This is a genomic window from Sphingomonas pseudosanguinis (assembly GCF_014196255.1).
Classification (GTDB): Bacteria; Pseudomonadota; Alphaproteobacteria; order Sphingomonadales; family Sphingomonadaceae; genus Sphingomonas; species Sphingomonas pseudosanguinis.
Genome location: NZ_JACIDH010000015.1, coordinates 57,009 through 77,506, shown reverse-complemented (window position 1 = coordinate 77,506; position 20,498 = coordinate 57,009). Strand labels below are relative to the sequence as shown.

The window sequence follows — 20,498 nt, the reverse complement described above, 5'->3', positions numbered from 1 at the left end:
GAGGATGACCGATGAGGATGCTGAGCGCCGCGTTGCTTACGGCTATGATAGCGGTATCACCACTGGCCGCGCAGACGACCGCGCCAGCCGCGCCGGCATCGGTGGTGGAGGATTTCAAACCCTCCACGCTCAACCAGCCGGGACAGGCCTATCCACAGGTCAATTCGCAGGGCTATGCCCGTTTCCGCATCGTTGCGCCCGACGCCAAAGCGGTGAAGGTCAGCCTGGGGCTGGGTGGACGCGGCGGTACGGTCCTGACGAAGGCGCCAGACGGGTCGTGGATGGGCACTTCCGAAGGGCCGCTCGATGAGGGGTTTCACTATTATCATCTCACCGTCGATGGCGGGACGTTCAACGATCCGGGGACGCTGAACTTCTACGGCTCCACCCGGTGGGAGAGCGGGATCGAAATCCCGGCGCATGACGCCGATTTCTACGCGTTGAAGGACGTGCCCCATGGCCGCGTCGAGCAGATCCTGTTTGCCTCGCCCAGCACAACCAGCCAGCGGCGGGCCTTCGTCTATACCCCGCCCGGTTACGACCGGAATGCGCGCGAGCGTTACCCGGTGCTCTATCTCCAGCATGGCTGGGGCGAGGACGAAACCGCCTGGGCGAACCAGGGCCATGCCAATCTGATCATGGACAATCTGATCGCCGCCGGAAAGACGCGGCCGTTCATCATCGTCATGACCTATGGCATGACCAACGACCTGCGGCCCGGCGGCCCCAGCGGGCTGGCCGCGTTTGACATCCGGCCGTTTCAGACCGTGCTGCTGAACGAACTGATCCCTTATGTCGATGGCCATTTCCGGACGCTGTCGGACCAGCGGCATCGCGCCATGGCGGGCCTGTCGATGGGCGGGTTCGAGACCAAGCTGATCGCGCCCAAGCATCTCGACACCTTCGCCTATATCGGGCTGCTCAGCGGCGGGACGATGTCGCTCGAGGATGTGAATGCGGCACCGGGCTATCGCGACAAGGTAAAGCTGACCTTCGTCAGCTTCGGCAGTCGGGAATTAGAGGGCGGCCGCACCGGCCCGCCCGGTGGCCCCCGCAGCGATCCGCGCGCCAATGCCGCCGCCCTGAAGCAGGCGGGGCTGAACAGCGTGTTCTTCGTATCCCCCGATACGGGCCACGAATTCCAGACCTGGCGGCGCAGCCTGCACGCGATGGCGCCGCTGCTGTTCCGCGACTGAAGGCCCGGACGGGAACGGTGCCGCGCCGTGCCCGTCGGTTCAGATCACACCGGCGACGCGCAGGGTGATCGCATGGACGCTGTCGGTTGCGCAGGCGAACAGCGTGCGCCCGTCGCGTCCGCCAAAGGCGATGTTGGCGCACGGCTTGGGCGTCGTGATGGTGCCCAGCCGCTCGCCACCGGGCGACCAGATGCCCACGCCCTCGGCGATGCCGGCATAGACCCGGCCCGCCCGGTCGACCGCCAGCCCGTCCGGAACACCTTTGTCCAACCGCGCGAAGACCCGCCGGCGGGTGAGGCGGACCCCGTCCACCACGTCGAAGGCCAGGATTTCGCGCGGGCCATCGGGCTCCAACGCGCCGCCCGTCTCGCTGATGTAGAGCGTCCGGCCATCGGGCGAGAAGACGATGCCGTTGGGCTGGTCCATCTCGCCCTCGACGACCGTCAGGCTGCCCGAGGAATCGATGCGATAGACGAAACGCCCCGGCTGTTCGGGTTCGGCGCGAATGCCTTCATCGGGGACGGTGATGCCATAGATCGGATCGGTGAACCACACCGCGCCATCCGCCGCGACGGCCAGATCATTGGGGGAATTGAGGCGCTTGCCCCGATAGCGGTCGGCGAGCACGGTCATCCGGCCATCGGCCTCCTGCCGTACCACCCGCCGGGTGCGATGCTCGCAGGTGATCAACCGGCCGCGTGCGTCGAAGCCATTGCCATTGGCGTTGTTGGACGGTGCGCGAAAGACGCTGACACGCGCGCCATCGATGCGCAGCATCGTGTTGCGCTTGACGTCGCTGCAGATCAGCATCCGCCGCCGTGGGTCCCAGGCGGGGCCTTCCATCCAGCGTCCGCCGCTGTGCAGCGTCCGCAGTCGCGCGGCCGGATCGACGACATCCACCAGTGATGGCGCGGCGGCGGCGCGTGTGCCCATCAGCAGCAGCGAGGCACCCGTCCCCGCCATCATGAACCGTCGGCTGATGCTGTCGTGAGAGGGAAGGGGCATGGCATGTCCTGTTGAGTCTGGAGCGACCGATGCGGACGTAACGTTCGGGCGGGCAAGCTGGCTCCTGCCCGTGCTTTGATCAACCAGGGGGCATCATGCGACCGATCGTGACATTTCATGTCTGGCCCGCCTTACGGGATATATGGCCATTTCGGGCGGTTCTGATGGCCGACGCAGCCGGGAGCCATCATGACCAAGACCGCCTTTCTCCACCTCGCCCTCGCATCGACCATGATCGCCGGGGCGGCCCATGCCCAGACGACGCCCAAAGTCATAGGTCTGTCGCCGCAGCCCGAACCCTATGCGACGGAGTCGGTGATCAACCATCCGCGCACCATCGGCTGGCCGGAAGGGCGCAAGCCCGTCGCGCCGCGCGGCTATGAGGTGGTGAAGTTCGCCGGCGGTCTCGACTATCCGCGACAGGCGCTGCTGCTGCCCAATGGCGACGTGCTGGTGTCCGAGGCGCGGACAAAGCCCAAGCTCGATGCCGATCCGGAGGTTCAGCGTGGGCAGGCGCTGTCCAAGACCACCGGATACAGCGCCAATCGCCTGACGCTGCTCCGCGACGCGGATCGTGACGGCGTGGCCGAGCAGCGCTTTGTGCTGCGCGACGGGCTGAACCAGCCATTCGGCATGCAATATGCCAATGGCCGCCTCTATGTCGCGAATACTGATGGCGTGGTCAGCTTTCCCTATCAACTGGGGCAGACGCGGATCACCGATGCGCCCCGGCCGCTGATTTCGCTGCCGGCGGGCGGCTATAACAACCACTGGACCCGCAACCTGCTGCTCAGCCCCGATGGGCGCACGCTCTATGTCTCGGTCGGCTCGGCATCGAATGTCGGCGAATATGGCATGGACGAGGAAAAGCGGCGCGCCGCAATCCTGGCGGTGGATGTGAATACGGGCCGTGAGCGTCTCTATGCCTCGGGGCTGCGCAATCCGGTCGGCATGGCCTGGGCACCGACCAGCGGGACGCTCTGGACCGCCGTCAACGAACGCGATGAGATCGGCGACGACATCTCGCCCGATTATCTGGTCGGCGTGCGCGAGGGCGGTTTCTATGGCTGGCCGTACAGCTATTATGGCAAGCAGGACCCGCGTCACGTCAACGAGCGGCGCGATCTGCTGGCGACGACGCTGATGCCCGATGTGGCGGTCGGCGCGCATTCGGCGGCACTCGGCATCGCGTTCGACAAGGCACCGGGGGCGCAGATGGCCTATGTCGCGCGCCATGGATCGTGGAACCGGTCGAGCTTCCTCGGCTATGACGTGCTGGCGGTCCCGTTCACGCAAGGACGCCCCTCCGCCGAACCGCAGCCCTTTCTGACCGGCTTCGTCGCCGATGCCAAGAAGGGCGATGTTTATGGCCGCCCGGTCAGCATCCAGACGCGCGAGGATGGGGCGATCTTCGTGGTCGATGACGCCGGCGATACCGTCTGGCTGGTCCGCCGCAAGGCGTGACCCTTCGACCTTGGGCCTATGCGATGGCCGCGGCGATGAGCATCCTCGCCGCGGCCCCTCTTCACGCTCAGACGATCCCGTTCGCCGATACCGAGGACGCCACGCTGTCCGAGGTCGACATTCGCGACGGCGCCCGCACCTGGCATCCGGTAATATCCCTCGACGTGCGCAACGGCGACTATGCGCGCGGTGCGCTCGACGATAACGACGCGCGGCTCGACAGGGTGCCGGTCCATGTCGCGATCGGCGGCGCGGTCGTGCTGCGCCGTCGGGAGGACGGGAGCGGCGAGCTGTTCGCCATCGGGCAAAGCTCGAACGGCTTTCATGCCCCGCGCGCGGCGGACCGTGCCTCGCCGCGTGCCTGGTATGAAAGCAACAATCTCCTCGGGCTGGCATGGCGTCCGACCGAGGGGCTGACGACCGCCGTCACCTATGCCATCAAGACCAGCCCGAACGGCGTCGCGGCGACGACGCATGAGGCCAGCCTGAGCGTCCTATATTCGGCGGACAAGGGCTGGGGTCGGTTGAAACCGCGTGGGGCGGTGACCCGCCGAACGCAGGGCGATGGCGGCCTCTATACCATCGCCGGGATCGCGCCGTCCTTCGCACTGACCCGGCGCGAGGACGGCCCGACGCTGGCCATACCGGTGATGGGGGGTATCGGCTGGGGCGGCTTCTATGGGCCGGACACCGGCGACCGTGCCTATGCCAGCGGCGGGCTGACGCTCGCGCAACCCGTCCGTTTGGGCGGCAGCGCCGCGACGTTGCAGGCGGAAGTGCTGGCGCTGGTCCGCGACGACCGGTTGCGCCGTCTCGATGCGCCGGACGGCTCGACGGCGGCGGTAATCCCCTATGCCACGCTTTCGCTCGTCATGGCGTGGTGACGCGGCGGCATCGTCAGTCGGCGTCGACCGCCATGGTCCGCGTGATGCCGATCGCATCGAGGAAACGCCTGTCATGACTGACGACCAGTAACGCGCCGTCGAAGCCGCGCAGCGCGGTTTCAAGAACCTCGATCGACTCGATGTCGAGGTGATTGGTCGGCTCGTCCAGGATCAGCAGCCAGGGCGGGCTTTCCCCCGACAAAAGCGCGGCAAGGCCGGCGCGCAGGCGCTCGCCGCCCGACAGCGAGCCGACGATCCGCTGCGCGTCGCGGTTGCGGAACGCGAAGCGGGCGCAGGCGGCATGCACGGCTTCGTCGTCAAGCATGGGATATAGCCGGCGAAGATTGCCAGCGATCGTTTCCGCGTCATCGAGCAAAGTGACATGCTGGTCGAGCATCGCGATCCGATCGGCCCGTCGCCGCACCCTGCCGGTACTGGGCGTCAGGTCGCCGGTCACGAGGCGGAGCAGCGTCGACTTCCCCGCGCCATTGCGCCCGGTGACGGCGATCCGTTCGGGGCCATGGATGGTGAGCGACCACGGCCCCAGGCACCGACCGCCACGCTCGACCCTCGCCTCCTCAATGACGAGCAACTCGGCCTGGGCGGGCAGGCCGGTCGCGGGCAGATCGATGGTCAGCGGGGTCAGCACCTCGATCCGCGCGCGGGCGGCGGCGCTCGCCGCTGTGGCGTCGGTGATCTGGCGCTCCGCGATCTGGCGGGCGTGACCGCCGCTATTCTCCGCACGTTCGGCGCGCGCGCCCAGCAGGATCTTCGGCTCGGACCCCTTGGCGGCGAAGGCGCGTCCCGCCTTGTCGCGCCGGTCCTGGGCCTCTCGCGCGGCCTGGGCGGCAAGGCGGGTGTTGCGCAAGGTCGTATCGGCGCGTTCGCGCTCGGTCTCGGCACGGGCGCGTTCGGCATCGCGAAGGGCGACGAAGGCGGACCAGCCGCCGCCGACGATGCGGATGCCGATCGGGTTCAGCTCGACGATCCGGTCCATGCCCTCCAGCAGCGCGCGGTCATGGCTCGCCACCAGCACGCCGCCCCGCCACCCGGCGATCAGCGCGGCGATGGCGGCGCGTCCCGCCCGATCGAGATTGTTGGTCGGCTCGTCCAGCAGCAGCAGGTCGGGCCTGGCGATCGCCAGTCGCGCCAAGCCGATCCGCGTCTGCTCGCCGCCCGACAGGCTGCCCATCGGCCGGTCCAGCGCGACGCCCCCCAGCCCGACCTGTGCGAGCGCCGCGTCGATCGTGGCGGGCAGCGTCCAGTCGGCGACCTCGAAATCGGCCGCCATGCCGTCGCCCGCCTCGATCCGGGACAGGATCGCAAGTGGGGCGGCGACGCCCAGCGCCTCGGCGATGCTGTCCGCCGGGTCATGGGTCTGGACGAGCATGCCGACCGTACCGGTGCGATGGATGGTGCCGGACGTCGGCGTGGCCAGCCCGGCCGCCATGCGCAACAGGCTGGATTTGCCCGATCCGTTGCGCCCGACCAGCCCGATGCGCTCGGCACCGACCGACAGGGTCAGATCATGAAAAAGCGTCCGGCCGTCAGCCGTGGCGGCGGAGAGATGCGAGAAGGTGATGAGGCTGGACATAGGCACCGTGACGGACGGGGAGGGCAGGGCGGATGGCGCTGATCTTCCGGTCATTCACGGGCGTGGCTCCTTCTATTCGCGGCGCGGATATAGCCGATCGCGGGCTATCACGCCACCCGGGGCCGAGCCGGGCGGCATTTCGTCCAAAAGCGCAACGGCTGGGAGCCGTGATCGCCTCGATGCGTTTCAGCCCCGAAATGAAGGAGCGACGCATGTATAAGCGACTGGGCACGCCGTTGGTATTGGGAATGCTGCTGGCGGCCTGCAGCGGTCAGACGGCGTCGGACCAGAACACCGCCTCTCCGGCCGGGGAAACCGCGGGTCCCGCGACATGGAGCGACCGGACCAAGTCCCAGCTGCGCCAGGCGATCGATGCGCGCGCCGCCCATGGTCTCGATCAGATGGCCTTCAATGTCTCGGCGAGCGACGATAACGCTTTGAACGAACAGGCGCTGCGCTTCGCCGGTGCTCTGGCGCGCGGAGCGAGCGATCCGACGAAATTGTACGAGGTGTATACGGTGCCCCGGCCGTCCCCCGATCTGAAGGCCGGGCTGGCCAACGCGTTGCGCGCCGGTGATCTTACCAAATGGCTGGACAGCCTCGCGCCGCAGGACGGCAATTACAAGCGGTTGTCGGCCGCCTATCTCAAGCTGAAGCGGCAGCCCCAGGCGCCCGAGGGGCAGATCGCGGACTCTGGAGAGGCGATCAAGCCGGGTGCCAGCGACCCGCGCATTCCCGCCATCGTCCGCGAACTCGTCATCCTCGATTATCTGACCCCCGATGCCGCGCAGGGGAACGGCTATGCGCCCGCCATCGTCGAGGCGGTTCGCCGGATGCAGGCCGATTACGGGATGAAGCCGGACGGCATCATCGGCGACGAGGCGCTGGCCATCCTCAACATGTCGGACGCCGACCGCATGCGCGCGATCGCGGTGGCGATGGAGCGTCTGCGTTGGCTGGAACGGACCCCGCCCGCGACGCGGATCGACGTCAACATCGCGGCGGCGCGGCTGACCTATTGGCGCGACGGCAAGATCGTCGACACCCGCCGGGTCGTCGTCGGCGAACCGGATACCGAGACGCCGCAGCTCGGTTCGCCCATCTTCCGCCTCGTGGCCAATCCGACCTGGACCGTGCCCCGGTCGATCCAGAAGAAGGAACTGGCGCAGAAGGGCGCGGCCTATCTGCGCGCCAACAATATGGAGTGGAAGGACGGCTGGATCGTCCAGCAGCCGGGGCCGAAGAACTCGCTTGGCCTCGTCAAGTTCGACATGCAGAACGATCACGCCATCTATCTGCACGACACGCCGGCCAAGGCCCTGTTCGCCATGGTCCAGCGCCAGCGGAGCCATGGCTGTGTCCGCGTCGAGGACGCGCTCGGCTTCGCCGAGATGTTGGCCAAGGACGAAGGCGTGGTCGACGAATGGCACCGGGCGCGCGAAACCGGCAAGGAGACGTTCGTCAAACTGCCGCGCGAAATCCCCGTCCGACTGCTCTATCAGACGGTCCTGTTCGACAAGGATGGCGAGCCGATCGTGCGCAACGATCCCTATGGCTGGGACGACCGGGTCGGCTCGGCGCTGGGCTTCAAGGCCGGCAAGGCGCTGCGCGTTCAGACCGGCGCGGCCGATGTCGGACCGTAATCGTGACGGGTGAGCGATTGTTGCTCGCCTGTTAGCGATAACGCGCTATGATTGCTCCATAATCACCGGACATCAGGTGGGGAGGAGCAGGGATGCGTTTCGACAGGGCATGGCTGGCGCTAGTCGTCATGGCGGCACCGGCATTGGCGCAGGATTCGAAGGAGCAGGCACGGCAACTGGCGGGTGAGCCGGTTGCCGGTGCTCAGACACTGCGGCTGGTCGATATTCCCAAGGCGACGGGCAAACCGATCGCGTTGTTCGACGGTCGCACCCTGACGGGCTGGACGCCGTGGCTGGGCTATGCCGATCCGGCGATCACCTATCGCGCCAGCCCCGGTGACACGCCGATCGGCGTCGGCCGTGACACCAGCAGCGATTTCGCGGTGCGTCAGGTCGACGGCGCGCCCGCCATCTGGGTCAAGGGAGAAACCTGGGGCAGTCTGGTCCACCGCGCCGATCTTCGCGACTACCACCTGCGTCTGCAGTTCAAATGGGGCGACAAGACCTGGGCGCCGCGCAAGGACCAGCCGCGCAACAATGGCCTGCTCTATCACAGTCACGGTGTGCCGGGCGAGGTGTTCGGCACGTGGCGCCCCTCGGCCGAGTTCGAGATCATGCGGGGATCGACCGGCATGATCGTCGCGGTCGGCGGCAAGATCCGCGGGCATACCGATGTGGCGTTCGATCCGTCGCTGATCGCGCCGCATCTGCGCTACCGGGTCGGCGGACGGCAGATCGACATCGTCAACGGCACCCCGACCTGGAATGTCGAGGCCGCGACCGATGCCGAGCGACCGATCGGCCAGTGGAACACGCTCGACCTCTATGTCGTCGGCGACCGCGCGGTACATGTCGTCAACGGCGTGCCGGTGGCCGAAGTGCGCGACCTAGCGACCATCGCCGCCAATGGCAGCCGCCAGCCGCTGACCCACGGGCATGTCCAGCTTCAATCGGAAGGGGCCGAAACCTGGTTCCGGGCGATCGCGGTCGAACCGATCAAGACGCTGCCCCGGATCGTCGTGGCGAAATAGTCGCGTCAGCTGATCTTCGGCATCCTCGTGTTCGCGCGCGACGGGCGTCGAATTTGGGGCCGGCGATCGCTCAGCGAAAGGCGAGCCAGCCGATCAGCCCGAAAAGGCCAAGCGCACACCAGCCGCCATCGGTGCGGATCAGATAGACCGTGCCCATGATCCCGATGGTCGCCATCGCGACGAGCATTGGTTGCCCGTCCGCCACTTGGCCAAGCAGGATCAGTCCGCCGACCAGATTGGCGACGGCGTTGGTCGCGATCCACAGATAGGACAGGACGGGGCCGATCGACCCCAGCAGCGGCATCTTGATCGTTGCGAAACCGCGCATGCTGCTGGGAAACAAATCGGCCGCCAGATGAAGCCCGATGCCGAAGCCCAGTCCCGCCGCGACCGGCCAGGTGCGGGGATCGAGCGTGGCGACGAACAGCGGCAGGATGCTGTGCAGAATCGCGCTGCGATGCCGCAGGCGAAGCGGCGTATCCAAGTCGGGGAGCAGCGTGCCGGCGGTCGCCGATGCCACCACCGTGGCCGCGACGATCCAGGACGATCCCCCTTCGGTGAACGCCATCACGACTGCCAGCAACAGGAAAAGTAACGCCGCCACTGCGGCGACCTACGCACGGCGTACTCCTTTTGTCCATGGCCCAACAGGCTCGTCGATTCCGAAGATTCCACTTTTCGTATCGGCGATAAGCGATTGGAATCCGACAGAGTCATTTTTGCCACGCTTCTGGGATGAAGGCCGGCTTCAACCCCGCCTATCGCTGCACACAGATTTTCTCATCCCTGTCAGGGATATAGGCGTGCCTATAGACGCCGTCCGGGTCACGCCGGATAAAAGAGGGAATCCAAACGGTGCACACCATCCGCACGGCCGCCTTGACCGGCACCATTCTTGCCGCCCTGATCGGCACGCCCGCCTTCGCGCAAACGACCCCGACGCCCGCATCGGGGACGCAAGGCAGCGAGCCGGCGGAGACCGCGCCAGCCGGCGCCGATGTCGCGACCCGCGTGGATCAGCAGAATGACGTGATCGTCACCGGCACCCGTGTCGAGGGGCGGACCCGGCTGGACAGCATCTCGCCGGTCGACGTGCTCAGCGGCGCCAGCCTGCAGCGGCAGGGCACGACCGAACTCGGCGCGGCGCTGGCGACCGTCGCCCCTTCAATCGATTTCCCGCGTCCCTCCGCCAATGACGGCACGGATTCGGTCCGTCCGGCCACGCTGCGCGGCCTGTCGCCCGACCAGACGCTGGTGCTGATCAACGGTATCCGGGGGCATACGTCCGCGCTGTTGAACACCAACGGCACGGTCGGGCGCGGTTCGGCGGCGGTCGACCTCAACACCATCCCCACGGTCGCGCTCGACCGGATCGAGGTGCTGCGCGACGGTGCGTCGGCGCAATATGGTTCGGACGCGATCGCCGGCGTCGTCAATCTCCGGCTGCGCAAGGCGCGCTCGGGCGGCGGGGCGCAGGTCAATTACGGTTTCTACGACACCCAGGTCGACACCGCGCGTGGCAGCCGGCACGTCACCGGCGAGCATGCGGTGACCGCCTCGTTGTGGCAGGGCTTCGGCTTTGGCGAGGACGGCTATGTCACCGTGTCGGGCGAGTATCTGAACCGCCGACCGACCAACCGCGCCGATTTCGATCCGCGCGTCACCCCGACCCGCATCACCGGCCGCTATGGCGATCCCGAGGTCGAGCAGTACACCGGCTTCCTCAACGCCGGCACGACGCTGGTCGATGATTGGAGCCTGTACGGCTTTGTCGGCTATCAGGACCGCGATTCCCGTGGCGCGGCCTTCCCGCGCCTGCCCAGCGCGGCGACCCGATTGGCGGGCTATCCCAATGGCTTCCTGCCGATCATCAACACCAAGTCGCAGGATTTGAACTCCGCTGCCGGCATCAAGGGCAATGTGGCGGGCTTCGATGTCGACCTGTCGTTCAGCTATGGCCGCAACAGGATCGCGTTCCGCACGCTCAACTCCGCCAACTATGCTTACGGCGCGGCGACCCCGAAGAATTTTAACGACGGCGCGTTGATCTACGACCAGTATGTCGCGGGGCTGGACGTCACACGCCAGTTCGACGTGTTCCAGTCGCTCAACGTCGCCTTCGGTATCGAGGGCCGGCGCGAAGGCTACAAGATCGTGGCGGGCGAGCGGGCCTCGTACGACTATCCCGAAACCGGCGCGGTCGCTGGCGCGTCGCCCGGCGCGCAGGGCTTTGGCGGCTTCGCGCCCCGCAACGAGATCAAGCGCAGCCGCCGCAATGGCAGCGCCTATCTCGATCTCGAAGCGCAGCTGACCGACAAGTTCCTGGTCGGACTGGCCGGGCGGTTCGAGGATTATTCGGACTTCGGCAGTACCGCCAATGGCAAGATTTCAGCACGCTATGACGTGGCCGACTGGTTTGCTCTCCGTGCCACGGCCTCGACCGGCTTCCGTGCGCCGTCGCTGCAACAGCAATATTTCACCCAGGTCGCCTCGGTCGTCACCAATGGCGTGCCGATCCTGACCGGGACCTTCCCGTCGGTGTCGCCGGTCGGGGTGGCGCTGGGCGGCCTGCCGCTGGAGCCGGAAAAGTCGACCAACCTGTCGATCGGCACCGTCATCCGCGCGGGCGGGTTCGACCTGACGGTGGACGCCTACCAGATCCGGCTGCGCAACCAACTGGGCCTCTCGGAGAATATCCAGGCGACCTTCAGTCCGCAGGTGGCCGCGCTGCTGGCGCCGTTCAACGTCTCGGCCGCGCGCTTCTTCATCAACGGGCTGGCCTCGACCACGCGTGGTATCGATGCGGTGGCGCATTATCGCTGGCGGACGACCGGGGCCGGGGTGTTCGACTTCACCGTCGCGGGCAATATCAACGATGTCGACGTGACGCGGGTGCCGACCTCGACCGCCGTGCTGAACCCAGCGCCGACGCTGTTCGCGCGCAGCCGCATCCTGACGCTGGAGCAGGGGACGCCGCGCGAGAAGGTGACGGGCACGATCGACTGGTCGCTCGACCGGCTCGGTGCGCTGGCGCGGGTGACCTATTACGGCAACGTCATCCAGCCGGGCACGACGTCCGCCGCCGACGTGCCGACCGGGCGGCGCGCGATCACCGATATCGAGCTGCGCTACACCGGCGATCGTGGCGTGCAATTGGGGCTGGGCGTCAGCAACCTGTTCGACGTCTATCCGCAGCAACAAATCGCGGCGAACAATTCGACCGGCGTGCTGGGCTTCCCCTATTACTCGCCGTTCGGCTTCAACGGGCGCTATCTCTACGCCCGGGCCGGGGTTAACTGGTAAGGCATCCTGGGGCCGGATACGACGTCCGGCCCCGACGCTCGGAGACGGGCCTCCAGGCTCAGGCTTGGCAGCGAGCCGCTCGCTAGTCTCAAGGGGCTGGTGTTTCGAGCGGGGCTTCGTCCTGGACGAGCATCACAAGCCGGCCCTGCCACTCCTCCGCCGCCACCGTTTCGGCCGAGCGGACGATGCCGCGCGTCAGGGCGGGGATGACGGATATGCGGAAGCCGCGTGCCATCAGCCCTTCCACCGCCCAACGAACGCAATAATCCGCCGCGACACCGACGACCGTCACATCGTCGATACCCCCGGCCCGCAGGCTGGCGAAGAAGGCCTCGCGTTCGATCGACGCGCCGCCATCGCATGGCGCCAAGACGAGGCCGGGCTCCTCCCACATGTCGAAGACGCTCTTTTCCAGCGTGTATGTCGGAATTTCCGCATCGACCACGGCCGGGTCGATCGTCAGTGCCCAGCCGGGGCCATCCTTCACGCAGTGAAGGGGAAACTGCTGTGCCTCGGCCGATCCAGCATAGATTTCCGGTATATGGGTATCGCGCGTGAACAACACGCCGGCGGTATTGCTGGCGGACAGACCGGTCAGCCACTCGCGCACGGGCGCCACGATGGCCTCGGCATCCGGCACGGGCAGGGCGCCATCGGCCGCTACAAAGTCATGCTGCATATCCACCACGATGACGAAGCGCTTCATCGACCTTCTCCTCGAATTTGACATATGTCCGCGACGCTCATAAGTAAAGTGCAAGATGGATATAAGGTAGGGTCATGGACGAACGTGCCTATCTGGAGCGATATGACGCCAACGCCTATGACCGGCCATCGGTCACGGTCGATCTGATCCTGATGAGCGTCGTCGATGGCGCGCCGGCAGTGCTGCTGGCCGAACGCGGTCAGCATCCCTTTGCCGGCCATTGGGCCTTGCCGGGTGGTTTCGTGGGGATGGACGAGAGCCTGGACGCCGCCGCGCGCCGCATCCTGCATGACAAAGCGCATCTGACCGACGCCTATATCGAGCAGCTCTACACCTTCGGCGCCGTGCAGCGCGATCCGCGCATGCGGGTGATCAGCGTCGCCTATTTCGCGCTGTTGCCCGTCGAGCGCTTCCGGGCCGCGCTTCGCCATGCGCCGGAACTGACGCTGGCGTCGCTTGGCGTGTCGCCGTCAGGAGGCGGAGTCGAGGCGCGGATCGATGGCGATGGCCCCGTGACCCTGGCCTTCGATCATGACGCGATGATCGCGCTCGCACTGGAGCGGTTGCGCGGCAAGCTCGACTATTCGCATGTTGCTTTCGCGCTGTTGCCGGAACGGTTCACTTTGCGAATGCTACAAGAGGTTTACGAAGCAATCCTCGGGCAGCGTCTCAACAAACCCGCCTTTCGCCGACGCATGCTGGATCGCGGCTGGCTCGAGGCGACGGGTGAGCGCGAAACCGGCGCATCGTTTCGTCCGGCCGAGCTGTACCGCGCCCATATCCCAAAGCGTGACGCTCGATGACCCATCCCCGCTCAGCGTCCGAAACACGGCGCCCGCCTTCGCCGTTTCCCTGCCAAGCCAGCCGATAAAGGACCGAACATGCCCGTTACCGACATCGCCACGCGCGTCTATAATCATGGCTGGCGGCTCGACCCGGTCGTGCGCAGCCTGCTCGATACCGATTTCTACAAGCTGCTGATGCTGCAGATGATCCGGCATCGCCATCCGGACGTGCAGGCAACCTTCTCGCTGATCAATCGCAGCCGTGGCGTGCGACTGGCCGAGGTGATCGACGAAACCGAATTGCGCGAGCAGCTGGATCATGCGCGGACCGTGCGCTTCAGCAAGAAAGAACTGATCTGGCTGGCGGGTAACAGCTTCTACGGCAAGCGGCGCATGTTCGCGCCCGATTTCATCCAGTGGCTCGCCGATTTCCAGCTTCCCGACTATGAGTTGCGGACCGTCGACGGCCAGTTCGAGCTGCATTTCGATGGTCCCTGGACCCACACCACCATGTGGGAAATCCCCGCGCTGGCGATCGTCAACGAACTCCGCTCGCGCGCCGCGCTGAAGCGGCGGGGGCGGTTCGAGCTCGACATTCTCTATGCCCGCGCCAAGACGAAGCTGTGGGAGAAGGTCGAGCGACTGCGGCAGTTGCCCGACCTCGTCATTTCCGATTTCGGCACCCGGCGGCGGCATGGCTTTCTGTGGCAGCGCTGGTGCGTCGAGGCGTTGAAGGAGGGGCTGGGCCATCGTTTCATCGGCAGTTCCAACGTCCTGCTGGCGATGGACAATGATCTGGAGGCGATCGGCACCAACGCGCATGAGCTGCCGATGGTGCTGGCCGCACTGGCGCAGGACGATGCCGGGGTCGCCGCCGCGCCCTATCGAGTGCTGGAGGAGTGGCAGGCGCATTATGACGGCAATCTGCTGATCGCCCTTCCTGATGCCTTCGGCACCACGAGCTTCCTGCGCAATGCCCCCGACTGGCTCGCCGACTGGACCGGTTTTCGCCCCGATTCGATGCCGCCGATCGAAGGGGGCGAGCAGATCATGGCCTGGTGGCAGGCGCATGGCCGCGATCCGCGTGGCAAGCTGCTGATCTTCTCCGACGGCATGGACGTCGACAGCATCGAGGCGACCTATCGTCATTTCCATGGCCGGGTGCGGATGAGCTTTGGCTGGGGGACGAACCTGACCAATGACTTCCGGGGATGCGACCCGGCGGGCGGGCAAGGGCTGGAGCCGATCTCGCTGGTGGCCAAGGTCACCAGCGCCAATGGCCGGCCCGCGGTCAAGCTGTCGGACAATCCGGCAAAGGCGACCGGCGAGCCATCCGAGATCGAGCGCTATCTGCGCATTTTTGGTCGGGATGGGCATGTGCCGCAGACGGTTGCGGTGTGACGGGCCGATCGGCCGCAGGGGGCATCGATCGCCACCTGCGGCCCCGATCGAAAATTTCCGTTCGATAGCAATATCATGGGTGACGCTTCTGGCTGATCCTCTAAGCGACATTTGAACCCCGAGGCGCACGTGATCTCGGTCAAGACGAACCCGACAACCTCCTGAAATGTCAGAGCATTGACATCCGTTCCAAATCGGACAAGGATACTGGTAACGTTACCAGATATAACGGGACGGGCAGGGAGAGGATGATGACGAGGATGGGATCGGGCGCGCGGCGCCTGCGTCGGTCGATGATGGCGCCGGCCAGCCTGGCGGTGATCGCGGCCTGTATCATGGCCACGCCAAGCTGGGCGCAGACGGCGACGTCGCCGCAGGAGACGCCCGCCGATCAGGCGGCCGTGACCGCGAGCCCCGCGACACAGGAAGGTGAGGCGGACAGCCGCGACATCATCGTCACCGGATCGCGCATCACCACAGGTGGCTTTACCGCACCGACCCCGACGACGGTGATCGGCGAGGAGCAGATTCAGCAGAACACGCAGCCCAATATATTCACGACGGTCGCGCAGCTTCCCTCGCTTCAGGGCTCGACCGGCACCTCGGTCAACACCTTCAGCACGTCGAGCGGGCAGCAGGGCCTGAGCTCCTTCTCGCTGCGCGGCGTCGGCGCGATCCGCACCCTGACGCTGCTCGACGGGCAGCGCGTCGTCGGCGCGAACGTGACCGGCGTGCCCGACATCAGCCTGTTTCCGCAGCTGCTGATCAAGCGGGTCGATGTCGTCAATGGCGGCGCCTCGGCCTCCTATGGCTCGGACGCGGTCGGCGGTGTCGTCAACTTCATCACCGATACCCGGTTCAAGGGGATCAAGGGCAATGTCCAGGGCGGCCTGACCACCTATGGCGACAATGAGCAGGTGCTGATCCAGCTGGCGGGCGGCACCAGCCTGTTGAACGACAGCCTGCATGTGATCGCCAGCACCGAGTACGCGCATGAGGACGGCGTCGGCGGCGGCGAGTTCGGCACCGCGCTGGCGGGCGGGCGCGACTGGTTCCGTCAGTCGACGCTGATCAACCGCAACGTCCTGAACGACGGTACGCCGCAATATCTGTTCCGCGACTATGCGCAGCCCTATAACTACACCAAATACGGCCTGATCACGGCCGGGCCGCTGCAGGGCATCGCCTTCGACCAGGCGGGCAATCCGTTCCAGTTCCAGTACGGATCGGGCGGGGTGCCGGCGCGCGATGCGGCGGGCAATGTTCGCGGCTGTTTCCCCGGCTTCTGCCTGGGCGGCGATCTGTCGGGCAATGTCGATGCGGGCCGCTCGCTCCAGTCGAAGATCCAGCGGGTGAACAGCTATGGCCGTATCGGCTATGACTTCGCGCCCAATGGCGAAATCTATGGCACGGTCAATATCGGCCAGGTGAAGACCAACAACCAGCCGGTCGGCGGCATGAACCGCCCCAATTTGACCATCCAGTGCGCCAATCCCTTCGTGCCTGCGCTGATCAAGGCGGCGTGCACCACGGCGGGCATCACCAATTTCCAGTATGGCACCAGCAATGCCGCGCTCGGCAATACGCAGGTCTATACCGATCGCCGTCAGTTCCGCTTCGTCGCGGGTGCCAAGGGGCGCGAGTCGGTCGCCGGGTCCGACTGGTCCTACGACATGTATTATGAGCACGGGACCAACTATACCGATGTCGATGTCAGCAACATCATGCTGTCCCGCCGCTTCAACCAGGCGATCAACGCGACCACGCTGAACGGCGCGATCGTCTGTGCCGATGCGACGGCGCGCGCCAATGGGTGTCAGCCGCTCAACATCTTCGGCGGCAATCCTTCGGCGGCGGCGCTCAACTACATCATTCCGCAGAACGGCGCCTATCAGCGCACCCGCCAGACGCAGGACGTGATCAGCCTGAACTTCTCCGGCTCGCCCTTCTCGTCCTGGGCGGGGCCGGTGTCGGTGGCGTTCGGCGGCGAGTTCCGCCACGAATTCTACCGCGTGCGCGCCGACCCGTATGGCGCGGGTTTCGCCAACAGCCCGGCCAATGGCGCCTATCCGGCCGACCCGGTGCTGCTGGCGGACGGCAATAACTGGTATGCCGGCAACTATAAGAACGGCAGCGGCGCCTATAGCGTCAAGGAGGCGTTCCTGGAGGCCGACCTGCCGATCATCAATTCGGACGCAGGCGGCCGGGCCAACATCACCGGCGCGGCGCGCGTCACCGATTATAGTACCTCGGGCACGGTCTGGGCGTGGAAGCTGGGCGGAACCTGGGACCTGCCGGTCGATGGCCTGCGCATTCGCGGCGTGACCTCACGCGACGTGCGTGCGCCCAACCTGTCCGAACTGTTCGCTGCACCCGTCACGACGACGCTGCCGGGCTTTTTCGATCCGTTCAACAACGTCAATGTGCTCGCGCTCCAGAACACCATCGGCAACGTCAACCTGACGCCCGAGATCGCGCGCAACACCACGCTGGGCATCGCCTTCTCCAATTCGCAGGCGATCCCAGGCCTCAGCCTGTCGGTCGACTATTACAAGATCAAGATCACCGACGTGATCTCCAGCCTGGGCGCGCAGGACATCGTGAACCTGTGCTTCCTGAACATCGCACCGGAGACGTGCGGCGTGTTCAACCTGAACAACCCCAACGGGCCCAACTTCATCAACGTCCAGTCGTTCAATTTGGCGTCGATCCTGACCGATGGTTTCGACATCGAGGCGAGCTATCGCTGGCAGCGTCCGCTGGGCCTGCCGGGCAGCCTGACGCTGCGCGCGCTGGCGACCAATATCCGGCGGTTCATCACCGACACTGGCCTGCCGGGCACCATCCCCAACGACTCGGCGGGGGTGAACATCGGCAATACGCCCAAGTGGAAGTGGCTGGCGGTACAGACCTATGCCACCGACGACTTCTCGCTGTTGTTGCAGGAACGCTGGTTCAGCGACGGCAACCTCGGCAACCAGTATATCGAGTGCACCACCGGCTGCCCCGGCTCGACCGCCAACCGGCCGACGATCGACAATAATTTCATCCCCGGCGCCTTTTATTTCGACGTCGGCGGCACCTATAACATCACGCCGGCGGTCACGACCTATTTCAAGGTCGACAATGTCTTCAACCGTGATCCCGCTCGTTCGCCCTATTTCGTGAACCCGGCGCTGTACGACGTGCTCGGACGCGTGTTCCGCGCCGGCGTGCGGTTCAGCTTCTAAAGGAACAGCCCATGGCCCTGTCGCGGATGATCGCTTCGTTACTGCTCCTCGCTTTGCCGGGCACCGCCATGTCCGGTGCCGGTGCGCCGGCGGATCGGCCGGGAAGCAACCCGATCATCCGCGACAAGTTCACGGCCGACCCCGCGCCGCTGGTCGTGGGCGACCGCCTGTACCTCTATGTCGGGCATGACGAGGCGCAGCGGGACGAGATGTTCAACATGAAGGAGTGGCTCGTCTATTCGACCACCGACATGAAGACCTGGACTCCGCACGGGCCGATCATGAACGTGCGCGATTTCAAATGGGCCAAGCAGGACGCCTGGGCCAGCCAGACGATCTACAAGAACGGCAAATACTGGTTCTACGCGGCCGTCGAGCATGACAAGACCCATCCCGGCAAGGCGATCGCGGTCGCGGTCTCCGACACGCCGACCGGCCCCTTCGTCGATGCCAAGGGTTCGGCGCTGATCACCAACGAGATGACGCCCAAAGGCACGCATAGCTGGGAAGACATCGACCCGACCGTGTTGACCGATGACGACGGCACGACCTGGATCGCGTGGGGCAACCGGCAATGCTATATCGCGAAGCTGAAGCCCAACATGATCGAGATCGATGGCCCGATCACCGAGATCACGCCGCCCCATTTCGAGGAGGGGCCGTGGCTGCACAAGCGCGGCAACCTCTATTACCTGACCTATGCCTCGCTCGACCGGACGACGCAGCGGGACGAGCATATCTCCTACGCCACCGCGCCGTCGCTGAAGGGGCCATGGACCTATCGTGGGTTGTTGACGGGATCGGGCAAGTACAGCTTCACCATCCATCCCGGCATCGCCGAGTTCAAGGGCAAGTCCTATCTCTTCCTGCATAACGCGACGCTGGCGATCGGCGACCAGAGCGGTGCGATCGGTCGGCGTGCCGTCACGGTCGAGCGGCTCTATTACAATGCCGACGGTACGATGAAGCCGGTGGTTCAGACCCAGGCCGGTGTGACGGCGCCGGGGCGATAGAGATTGACGGCGTTGGTCATGCCGACTTTGCCTCACCCGAACGGGGAAGGGGGCCACGCGCGACATGGTGGAGCGATGTCGTCGCAGGCGGTGGCCCGCTCCATGGCAGGTAATTCCCCTGCGTCATCGCGGCGGCGCGGTGGAGTCGCGTTCGATCAATTGATGGTCGAGGATGGTGATGCGCGGCTGACCGTCACCCGCCGTGCCACCGCGAATGTCCTGGATCAGCCGCTGCAACGCCTCGGTCGCCAGTGCGCGGACGGGCTGGTGGATGGTCGTCAGCGGCGGCCAGAGCGTCGTCGCCGCCGTGCTGTCGTCGAAGCCCGCCACCGTCAGGTCGGCCGGCACGTCCAGATGGCGGCGATGCGCGACCGAGACGATCGCGGCGGCCATGTCGTCGTTGCTGGCGAAGATGGCGGTCGGCGGATGTGCGCTGCCCAGCAGTTCCTCGCCGGCGATCAGCCCCGAGGCATAGCTGTAATCGCCGTGCACGACCTGCGTCTCGATCCCGCCGCCCGCCGCATCGACCGCCGCGCGGAAACCGGCGAGGCGTGCGATGCTGGCCGACTGGTCGGGGTTCCCCAGCACGAAGCCCAGCCGCCGGTGGCCCAGCGCGATCAGGTGCCGGGTCATGTCGAAGGCGGCACGCTCATTGTCGATGCCGACGCACACCGCATCGGGTACGACGCCGCCGATCACCGCGACGGGCAGCCCCGCCTCCTGCAATATCGCGCGCACCGCTTTCGCCTCGCCCAGGGGCGGGGCGAGCAGCACGCCCGCGATCCGCTGCGCGATCAGCCCTTCGATGGCGTCGCGCGTCGGCGGGCGGCCTTGTTCGCCCTTCAGCAGGAACAGCTGAGCCGCGCGGGTCGAGGCTTCCTCGAACACGCCGACCAGCAGCTCGCTCATGAAGGCCGCGCTGGGATTGGAGTAGATGACGCCGATCCGGATCTCGCGCGAGGTCACCAGGCTGCGCGCCATCATGTTGGGGGTGTAGTTCAGCGTCGCGATCACCTCGCGGACATGCGCGCGCACCTCGTCGCGAACGCCGGCATCGCCGTTGATGACGCGCGACACGGTCATCGGCGACACGCCCGCCTGCTTGGCGACATCGATGATCGTGACGCCGCGCGGGCGTCTCTGTCTGCCGGTCAATCCCGTTCCGTCCTGTCGTCGGGCATCGGCCCGGTGGTCGCTTTACGCCCTGCCTCGCTCCGGCGGGGGGCGTCAATGCCGGTCGGCC

The 20,498-nt window shown here is 66.1% G+C and carries 15 protein-coding genes; 10 read left to right on the top strand and 5 right to left on the bottom strand.

What is annotated here, in order from left to right; all coding sequences use genetic code 11:
• The first annotated feature begins 11 nt into the window (after nucleotides 1-11).
• Nucleotides 12-1,196, top strand: a complete 1,185-nt coding sequence (locus GGR48_RS14130) for an alpha/beta hydrolase-fold protein (RefSeq protein ID WP_183952489.1) — start codon at nucleotides 12-14, stop codon at nucleotides 1,194-1,196.
• A 39-nt stretch (nucleotides 1,197-1,235) separates the two neighbouring features.
• Here GGR48_RS14130 and GGR48_RS14125 read toward each other — a convergent pair whose 3' ends face one another.
• Nucleotides 1,236-2,201, bottom strand: coding sequence for an SMP-30/gluconolactonase/LRE family protein (locus GGR48_RS14125; protein ID WP_183952488.1), 966 nt, complete (start codon nucleotides 2,199-2,201; stop codon nucleotides 1,236-1,238).
• Nucleotides 2,202-2,390: 189 nt separating this feature from the next.
• Here GGR48_RS14125 and GGR48_RS14120 point away from each other — a divergent pair, with 189 nt between their 5' ends.
• A complete protein-coding gene (locus GGR48_RS14120) occupies nucleotides 2,391-3,665 on the top strand; it encodes a PQQ-dependent sugar dehydrogenase (protein ID WP_183952487.1) in 1,275 nt (424 codons plus the stop codon).
• Between the two features lie 35 nt (nucleotides 3,666-3,700).
• Nucleotides 3,701-4,549, top strand: a complete 849-nt coding sequence (locus GGR48_RS14115) for a hypothetical protein (RefSeq protein WP_183952486.1) — start codon at nucleotides 3,701-3,703, stop codon at nucleotides 4,547-4,549.
• 13 nt (nucleotides 4,550-4,562) lie between these two features.
• Here GGR48_RS14115 and GGR48_RS14110 read toward each other — a convergent pair whose 3' ends face one another.
• A complete protein-coding gene (locus tag GGR48_RS14110) occupies nucleotides 4,563-6,143 on the bottom strand; it encodes an ABC-F family ATP-binding cassette domain-containing protein (protein ID WP_183952485.1) in 1,581 nt (526 codons plus the stop codon).
• 212 nt (nucleotides 6,144-6,355) lie between these two features.
• On the opposite strand from GGR48_RS14110, the gene GGR48_RS14105 reads away from it, so the two are divergent.
• Both GGR48_RS14105 and GGR48_RS14100 read left to right on the top strand, forming a co-directional pair.
• Nucleotides 6,356-7,786 carry a L,D-transpeptidase family protein gene (locus tag GGR48_RS14105; RefSeq protein WP_183952484.1) on the top strand — a complete coding sequence of 477 codons (1,431 nt, stop codon included), beginning with the start codon at nucleotides 6,356-6,358 and terminating at the stop codon, nucleotides 7,784-7,786.
• A 92-nt stretch (nucleotides 7,787-7,878) separates the two neighbouring features.
• Nucleotides 7,879-8,817, top strand: a complete 939-nt coding sequence (locus GGR48_RS14100; RefSeq protein WP_183952483.1) for a 3-keto-disaccharide hydrolase — start codon at nucleotides 7,879-7,881, stop codon at nucleotides 8,815-8,817.
• Between the two features lie 70 nt (nucleotides 8,818-8,887).
• On the opposite strand, the gene GGR48_RS14095 is transcribed toward GGR48_RS14100, so the two are convergent.
• Nucleotides 8,888-9,421 (bottom strand): hypothetical protein, encoded by a 534-nt coding sequence (locus GGR48_RS14095; RefSeq protein WP_183952482.1) that lies wholly within the window; start codon nucleotides 9,419-9,421, stop codon nucleotides 8,888-8,890.
• A 251-nt stretch (nucleotides 9,422-9,672) separates the two neighbouring features.
• On the opposite strand from GGR48_RS14095, the gene GGR48_RS14090 reads away from it, so the two are divergent.
• Nucleotides 9,673-12,120, top strand: coding sequence for a TonB-dependent receptor domain-containing protein (locus GGR48_RS14090; protein ID WP_183952481.1), 2,448 nt, complete (start codon nucleotides 9,673-9,675; stop codon nucleotides 12,118-12,120).
• Nucleotides 12,121-12,208: 88 nt separating this feature from the next.
• On the opposite strand, the gene GGR48_RS14085 is transcribed toward GGR48_RS14090, so the two are convergent.
• Nucleotides 12,209-12,826: a cysteine hydrolase family protein gene (locus tag GGR48_RS14085; RefSeq protein ID WP_183952480.1), complete on the bottom strand. Its 618-nt coding sequence runs from the start codon at nucleotides 12,824-12,826 to the stop codon at nucleotides 12,209-12,211.
• Nucleotides 12,827-12,900: 74 nt separating this feature from the next.
• Between GGR48_RS14085 and GGR48_RS14080 the strand changes: the two genes are divergently transcribed.
• The 4 genes from GGR48_RS14080 (at nucleotide 12,901) to GGR48_RS14065 (ending at nucleotide 19,255) form a co-directional block, all read left to right on the top strand.
• Entirely contained in the window at nucleotides 12,901-13,629 is a 729-nt protein-coding gene (locus tag GGR48_RS14080; RefSeq protein WP_183952479.1) for an NUDIX hydrolase, read from the top strand.
• A 78-nt stretch (nucleotides 13,630-13,707) separates the two neighbouring features.
• The gene (gene pncB / locus GGR48_RS14075; protein WP_183952478.1) at nucleotides 13,708-15,012 is read left to right on the top strand and encodes a nicotinate phosphoribosyltransferase; all 1,305 of its coding nucleotides are present in this window, start codon (nucleotides 13,708-13,710) and stop codon (nucleotides 15,010-15,012) included.
• A gap of 248 nt (nucleotides 15,013-15,260) precedes the next feature.
• A complete protein-coding gene (locus GGR48_RS14070) occupies nucleotides 15,261-18,242 on the top strand; it encodes a TonB-dependent receptor plug domain-containing protein (RefSeq protein WP_183952477.1) in 2,982 nt (993 codons plus the stop codon).
• 11 nt (nucleotides 18,243-18,253) lie between these two features.
• Complete coding sequence (locus GGR48_RS14065; RefSeq protein ID WP_183952476.1) at nucleotides 18,254-19,255, top strand: glycoside hydrolase family 43 protein; 1,002 nt, start codon at nucleotides 18,254-18,256, stop codon at nucleotides 19,253-19,255.
• 123 nt (nucleotides 19,256-19,378) lie between these two features.
• On the opposite strand, the gene GGR48_RS14060 is transcribed toward GGR48_RS14065, so the two are convergent.
• Nucleotides 19,379-20,410 carry a LacI family DNA-binding transcriptional regulator gene (locus GGR48_RS14060; protein WP_183952475.1) on the bottom strand — a complete coding sequence of 344 codons (1,032 nt, stop codon included), beginning with the start codon at nucleotides 20,408-20,410 and terminating at the stop codon, nucleotides 19,379-19,381.
• Nucleotides 20,411-20,498 lie beyond the last annotated feature (88 nt).